The 6,718-nt window shown below is 58.9% G+C and carries 5 protein-coding genes and 2 pseudogenes; 4 read left to right on the forward strand and 3 right to left on the reverse strand.

Features of this window, described 5'->3' with window-relative positions; all coding sequences use genetic code 11:
• The first annotated feature begins 564 nt into the window (after positions 1–564).
• The 4 genes from JCM12296_RS31455 (at position 565) to JCM12296_RS31470 (ending at position 4,606) form a co-directional block, all read left to right on the forward strand.
• Positions 565–1,041, forward strand: coding sequence for a hypothetical protein (locus JCM12296_RS31455; protein ID WP_054701401.1), 477 nt, complete (start codon positions 565–567; stop codon positions 1,039–1,041).
• Positions 1,042–1,134: 93 nt separating this feature from the next.
• Positions 1,135–2,064 carry a poly(R)-hydroxyalkanoic acid synthase subunit PhaE gene (locus tag JCM12296_RS31460; RefSeq protein WP_054701404.1) on the forward strand — a complete coding sequence of 310 codons (930 nt, stop codon included), beginning with the start codon at positions 1,135–1,137 and terminating at the stop codon, positions 2,062–2,064.
• Positions 2,065–2,282: 218 nt separating this feature from the next.
• Positions 2,283–3,536 carry a class III poly(R)-hydroxyalkanoic acid synthase subunit PhaC gene (gene phaC / locus JCM12296_RS31465; protein ID WP_083456705.1) on the forward strand — a complete coding sequence of 418 codons (1,254 nt, stop codon included), beginning with the start codon at positions 2,283–2,285 and terminating at the stop codon, positions 3,534–3,536.
• Positions 3,537–3,622: 86 nt separating this feature from the next.
• Positions 3,623–4,606, forward strand: coding sequence for a GAF domain-containing protein (locus tag JCM12296_RS31470; protein ID WP_246805189.1), 984 nt, complete (start codon positions 3,623–3,625; stop codon positions 4,604–4,606).
• A 29-nt stretch (positions 4,607–4,635) separates the two neighbouring features.
• Here the strand turns inward: JCM12296_RS31470 and cobI are convergent.
• The 3 genes and pseudogenes from cobI to JCM12296_RS31485 all read right to left on the reverse strand — a co-directional run.
• Positions 4,636–5,369 (reverse strand): annotated as a pseudogene (cobI, locus tag JCM12296_RS51070) (precorrin-2 C(20)-methyltransferase).
• Between the two features lie 34 nt (positions 5,370–5,403).
• Entirely contained in the window at positions 5,404–6,024 is a 621-nt protein-coding gene (locus JCM12296_RS31480) for a precorrin-8X methylmutase (RefSeq protein ID WP_054701406.1), read from the reverse strand.
• A 26-nt stretch (positions 6,025–6,050) separates the two neighbouring features.
• A pseudogene (locus tag JCM12296_RS31485) lies at positions 6,051–6,718 on the reverse strand (cobyrinate a,c-diamide synthase); the annotation flags it as partial.

Here is a 6,718-nt window from a genome sequence, read left to right on the forward strand (position 1 = left end):
AACCCAAGCCGGCACCGTCGCGGAAGAAACGTCCCAACCCCAAAGCCGCCGCACCGAAGCCAAAGAACACGGCCCAAGCCAAGAAGTCCGGCCGGGCTGCGGCGAAACGCGCCACGGGAACGGGCCGCGGTCGAACCAAAAACGCCTGAGGGTGACAAGTCCGCCGGGCCGGTTAGTCGTATCTTGAGTGTCGTCGGCGAGACAAGGCGCGGATCAAATGGGCAAAACTAACCATCGGGCAGCCGACATTTGGGCAATTTTGCCAATTGTGAAGTCCATGGTCGATGCATTATAAAACAATATCGATAAGCTCGTGGCAGACGATATCCTGAAACCGGTTTTCCGACGGAATCGAACGGTGTGTGGTGTCGTTCATCTGCCCGAACCCGACCCCATTGAACAGCATGCATTCCAATTTACGTCTTCGGCCTTGGCACCAACGCCGAAGACGGGGAAAAAGACAAGCAAACTGGAATATCCTTTGACAGAAATCGCCTAAACATCCGCGCCGTCCGTGGGGATGACCGGTGGTCCAAACCCGACCGTTGAAGGGGGACTTAAACGATGAACCGGCAATTTTACGACTTCCTGGGCCATGTTTTCCTCAATGCGGCCCAATCGCAGGATACACTGGATGCGATCACGGTCTGGATGAAGCAGGGCTTTTCGGGCATGGCCCAATTCACCGAGATCTTTCAACGCTGCTATGGTCTGCAAGCGGCCCGCAACGACCCCAGTGAGATGTCCGCGGCATGGCAGAAGGCCATGAATGACTTTCAACAGGCCTTCACCCAATTCGCCCATCAATGGGGCTGGGTCAGCCAGAGCGAACATCAGAAGTTGGTCGACAAATGCGCCCAATTGGAGAAAACGGTTTCCGATCAGCAGGCCACCATTGCCCAGTTGCGCGGCTTGATGGCCCGGAAAGGCATCGGATACACCGAATTGTTCGAACACTTCAACAATGCCCTCGAGGATCAGGGCAAACAGTTTCAAGCACTGATGGCAAGCATGCGCAGTCCGGCGGATAAATCGTCGTAGCGGTTTGGACCCAACGGCAACGGCGGCGACCGTGGCCGCAGGCGGAAATCCCCCGGACGATAGTGAGCTTGACCGAAAAAGGGAGTGGCCTTTATGGAGAATCAGAATCAAGATCCGTTCGGAATGATGGCGATGGTCAATGCCTGGATGAAACCCTTCAGTAGTCTGTGGGACGGTATGACCGGTGATGGGGGCAGCTCCCCTGAACCGTCGACCGATACGGCATCCGGACCGCAAGGCAAGGGGCCAAACCGATCCCAGGCCGCCATGGCCGCGTCGCTGAAGAACTGGCAGGCCATGGCCAAAGCCATGGCGTCGCCGGAATCGGTCAAGGCCCTGCTCAAGGGCAGCACGGAGATGCCGGATGTGATGTTGAAGCTAGCGCAGACCGGCGTCAGCAGCCTCGCCACCCTCCAGGAAAATCTGATCAAAAGCGCGGGGCGATTGGGGAAATCGGTGGAAGCCTACCGGTTCGAGGATATCGATGAAAACATCTGCCGATTGTGGACCGACATCTACGAAAAAGAGTTCCGCCGCTTCTTTCAGATCCCCCAACTCGGCCTTTTACGCGAATATCAGGAAAAGGCCAATCACCTGGTCGACCAGTACAACCTGCTCCAGTCCCAGATAGCGGAATTCGTTCGCATGCTGGGACTGCCCTTCAACCACTCCATGCAGGTCATGCAGGAACGGCTGGGAGAAATGGCGGAACAGGGAAAACTCTCGGATGACAGCCACGAGTACTACAAAATGTGGATCAAGGTGCTGGAAGGCCATTTCATGACCCTTTTCCAGACGCCGGAATACGTCGACACGCTCAACCGCACCATCTCTGCCATGGCGGACTTTGCCGCTGCGCGCGACGCCGTCTTCGAAGACGTCTTCAGTCTGCTGCCGGTGGCCAAAAAGAGCGAGGTGGACGACATGGCCCGCGATCTTTTTGAATTAAAAAAACGGCTCAAGAAACTTGAAAAGGAAAAGGCCCATCTTGCCGCCCGCAAAGCAGCCGAAGTCGGGGCATGAGACGGCCTTTTTTTCACCCGGCGGTACCATTTCCCAAATCATGTTTTATCAAGGTTTGATTTAAACCATCACAGTTCAAGCGATCGGCCAGCGGGTCTGGCCGTTTTATCATTTCCCGGCACGCTAAAAAACATGTTCCCGGTGAGGTTGGATGTCCGCTGAACCTCAATGCTGCCGACAGTGTGCCCTCACCATTATTTCCATAAGGGGGGTAGCGCATGGCGCATGTCAAAATTCCAGTCGATCTGATCTTAACCCAAATGGCCGACTCTGCCGAAAAGGCCAAATCCCGCGCCCAAAAAGCATCGGAAGTGCTCTTGGGCGAACTCGATACCGACCTGGCCAAGACGCCCTACGAGGTCGTCTACCAAGAGGATCGCGTGAAACTGAAGCACTACCTGCCACGCACCGAGATCCGTTACAAAACCCCCCTTCTGGTCGTCTATGCCCTGATCAACCGGGAAACCATGCTCGACCTGCAGCCCGGCCGCAGCGTGGTCGAACGGTTTCTGGATGCCGGCATCGATCTGTACATGGTCGACTGGGGCTATCCCACACGCAAGGATCGCTTCCTCGGCTTTGACGATCATATCAACGGCTACATGGACGATGTCGTTGATGTCATTCGTGACCGCAATGCGGTCGAGGCCGTCAATCTCATGGGCATTTGCATGGGGGGGACCTTCAGTGTGATTTACTCGGCCCTGCACCCGGAGAAGATCAAAAATCTGGTCACCACGGTCACGCCCACCAATTTCGATACGAAAAAAGGCCTGCTGCACGTGTGGATGGAGCATATCGACGTCGACCATGTGGTTGACACCTTCGGCAACCTTCCCGCCGATGTGATGAACCTCGGCTTTCTTTTGCTCAACCCCGCGCGCCTGATGATTGACAAATACGTCGGTTTCATGGAAAACATGGACAACAAAACATTCGTTGAGAATTTCGTCCGCATGGACAAGTGGATTTTCGACAGCCCCGACCTGCCCGGCGAAGTCTTCCGCCAGTTTGTCAAGGACTGCTATCAGGGCAACAAACTGCTCAAGAACGAGCTCGTGGTGGGCGGGCAGCGCGTCGATCTGAACCGGCTGACCATGCCGCTGCTCAACATCTATGGGAAATACGATCACCTGGTGCCACCCGAGGCCTGTGAGAAATTGACCGCCCACGTGGGCAGCAAGGATACGGAAGACCTTTGTCTGGACACCGGCCATATCGGCATCTATGTGAGTTCGAAATATCAGGAGGCATTTGCCCCCAAAATCGCCAAATGGCTGATGGAACGTGACGGGAAGCCTCGGCAGGCGTCCGTGACCCGCAAGGCGGACACAGCGGTATCCGCCGCCGTGGTCAAGAAAATCACACCCAAAAAGAGGGCCGGCACCCGGCAATCCAGCAAGACGACCGAAACGGAGACCTTTCAGGCGGACACGGCCGATAGAGCCCCGGTGACCGGCACCGCCCGTTGATGCCACCCCATGGAGGTACTTGATGACAAGGGACAGAGACTATTTCAAATCGTTCTGCAAAATCAGCAAGGCCTTTTGGGACGGCAGTGGACAAAGAGACACTCCTGCGCCTGATTGTCGACAGTGCCATTGACTCCATGGAGGGTAAGGCGGCTTGCCTGTTCTTGCGGGATGAGCGCCAGAAGCTGTTTGTGCCCACGGCCCAGGCGGGACTGTCGGAAAATTATCTGCACGCCGATCCGCTCAAGGCCCAGGATATCGTGGCCGCCTTGGAAAAGGAAGGCCACCTGGCCTTCCCGGAGGTGGCATCCGACCCGCGACTGGAGCATCGCGAGGCCAAAACCGCCGAGGGAATCGTCTCCCTGCTCACCGTTCCGGTAAAGGTCGAGGATTGCACCATCGGCGTGCTTTCCCTCTACACGGCCACCCGGCGGGAATTCAGCAACGATGAAATCGAATTCCTGCGCGCCCTGGCCGACCAAGGCGGCATCGCCATCGAAAACAACCGCCTGCACCGGCGCATGCAGAAAAATGCCATGCTTTTTCTGGAACTGGCCGCGGGCATCAATTCCAGCCTCGACATCAAACAAATCCTGGACAACCTGACCGTCAATATCTGTTCCAGCCTGGGCTTGAAGGCCGCGCTCATCCGCCTCTTGGATGAGGATACCAACCGGTTGGCGTTGGTAGCCAGCCACGGCCTCGGCGACGCCTTTCTCGAGATGGGCTCGGTCACCGATACGGAGACGGCCGCACGCGCCCTCAAGGGTGAAACCATCGTGATCGGCGATGCCACCACCGACAAGCGCATCCGTTTCCAGGAGGCGATGAAAACGGAAGGCATCGTCTCGATGATCGTCGTCCCCATCCGCGCCCGCGACAAGGTGATCGGCATCATGCGCCTGTACAGCGACATCCAGAGAGATTTTTCACCGGACATGATGCTGATGGTGCAGGCGCTGGCCCACCAGGGCGGCCTGGCGATCCAGAACGCCTCCATGTATCTGGCCCTGCAGGAGGACAAAAAATCCCTCGAGGAGGACATCTGGAGCTACCGCTCCTGGTTCTAAGGCCACGGGTGATAGAGAGACACCGTGTGTCACTCCGCCGCAGGATGGGAATTTTTCTTGGCCAGCACAAGGGTCCAGTAGCCGGGTTTGCGCGCCTTCAGGGTACGAATATCCTCGATCACTTCTTCATTCTCCAGACAGCAATTGGCCACGGCGACGCTGCTCTCGAGCATGTTCTTCTCCGCCAGGCGTCGCTGATGTCGCCGGCATTGCGGTAGGCCTTCATGAACACCACGTTGTCCACCGACGCGGCCAGTTCGCGCAGACGGTTGCCGCCCTCCACCCCCGGAAAGCACCAAGAGGGACTCCTCGCCCTCCACCAGCGGCCGGTTGACCCGCGCCGCCGCCGCCTGATAGGCGGTGATGCCGGGAACCGTCACCACCGGCGCGCCGGGCGCCAAGGCCAACACATATTTGAGCACATACCGTAAGTGGCGTAGGTCAGCGAATCTCCCAGGGTGAGGAAAGCCACGTCATGCCCCTTTTCCATTTCGGCGATGACCGTGCGGGCATGGTTCTCCCAGCAGGTTTCCTTCTCGGCCTGGTTCTTGGTCATGGGAAAGGGTAAAAGCCGCACCTCGCTGGTGGCGGGAATGTGCGGCCGGGCGATGTTGACCGCCTGGCTGTGAGCATTCTTGCTCGAGGAGGCCGCGAAAATGACCCGTACGCGGTTGAGGATATTGACCGATTTGAGCGGGATCAGATCCGGGTCGCCGGGTCCCACACCAATGCCGTAGAGTGTTCCGTACTGAAGCGTGTTCATCGTCTTGCCTGTGTCTTGAAAAGGGTTGTTCGTGTTATTCGTTCCGCCCCGCCATCAGGATCAGGGCGTTGACCGCGGCGGCGGCCACATTGGAGCCGCCCTTGCGGCCCACGTTGGTAATGTAAGGGACGGTACTTCGTTCCATCAGCAGGGCCTTGGACTCGGCGGCGTTGACAAATCCCACCGGCAAGCCGACCACCAGGGCCGGCCGGACCCGCCCCTGGCCCATGAGGTCGATCAGGCGCAAAAGGGCCGTGGGGGCATTGCCCACCACGTAGATGCCGCCATCGATACGATCGGCGGCCACATCCACGGCGGCCTTGGCCCGCGTGATGCCGTCGCGCAGGGCGGTTTCGGCCACCTTCTGATCGGTCATAAAGCAGGCCACCGTCCCACCGAAACGGTCCAGGTCGCGCTGGCGGATGCCCACGCGGGCCATGTTGGTGTCGGTAACGATGGTGCATCCGTTGCGGATGGCGGCCACACCGGCGCCGATGGCTTGCGGATGCAGCCGGATCATGCGCTGCCACTCGAAATCGGCACTGGTATGGATGACCCGCCGCACCACCCGCCATTCATCCGGCCCGAAGCCATGATCGCCGGCCTCACTGTCGATAATGCGAAAACTCTCGGTCTCGATCTCCTGTGGTTTCATGCGCTGTCCTTGTCCTTTATAGCTGATCAATCGTTGCGATGATGGGTCTCACCCGAAGGGGAAGACCTGTCTGCGGCCCACTGGCGGCAGGCCGCGACGAAATGGGCCGCCGCCTGGGGGCAGCTGCCCAGATGCAGGTGCACATAGCTGCCCAGGGTTTGATGGGCCACGAATCCTTCATCGGTTTTGGGCGTACCGGCGCGGTCGGCAATGTGGTAGACGCCATCCGTCGGAGCCGGCCCATCGCAAAGGGTCGAGTAGTGGAATTCGTGACCGCGCATGGTCTGGCCGGCCGGTCCCAGTATTGTTGCCCGGTGCTGGGTCACCTCCCGGTATCCCAGGGCCTTGAGGCGGTCCAGCATGCGCGTGGCATAGGGCAGGCAGTCGGTCATGGGAAAATCACGGCCCTCGGTATCGCCCATTTCCCGGCACAGGTACATGAATCCGCCGCACTCGCCGTAAATGGGCATGTTCTGCCGGCTCAGGACGCGGATCGCCTGCCGCAGCGTGCGGTTATCGGCCAGGCGCCGGGCATGCAGTTCCGGATAGCCGCCGCCGAAGTAGAGGCCCCCCAAATCCTCGGGCAGGTGCCCGTCGCCAGCGGTGAGAAAAAGACCAGCTCGGCACCGGCCGCTTCGAGCAGCTCCAGATTGTCCGGGTAGTAAAAACAAAAGGCCGCGTCCCGGGCCACGCC

The sequence above is a fragment of the Desulfosarcina cetonica JCM 12296 genome, assembly GCF_001311845.1.
Taxonomy (GTDB): Bacteria; Desulfobacterota; Desulfobacteria; order Desulfobacterales; family Desulfosarcinaceae; genus Desulfosarcina; species Desulfosarcina cetonica.

What these genes read in the sequence shown, in the direction of transcription:
- phaC (WP_083456705.1), top strand. Translation starts at nt 2,283, where the DNA reads ATGGCGCATGTCAAAATTCCAGTCGATCTGATCTTAACCCAAATGGCC.
- JCM12296_RS31455 (WP_054701401.1), top strand. Translation starts at nt 565, where the DNA reads ATGAACCGGCAATTTTACGACTTCCTGGGCCATGTTTTCCTCAATGCG.
- JCM12296_RS31460 (WP_054701404.1), top strand. Translation starts at nt 1,135, where the DNA reads ATGGAGAATCAGAATCAAGATCCGTTCGGAATGATGGCGATGGTCAAT.
- JCM12296_RS31480 (WP_054701406.1), bottom strand. Translation starts at nt 6,024, where the DNA reads ATGAAACCACAGGAGATCGAGACCGAGAGTTTTCGCATTATCGACAGT.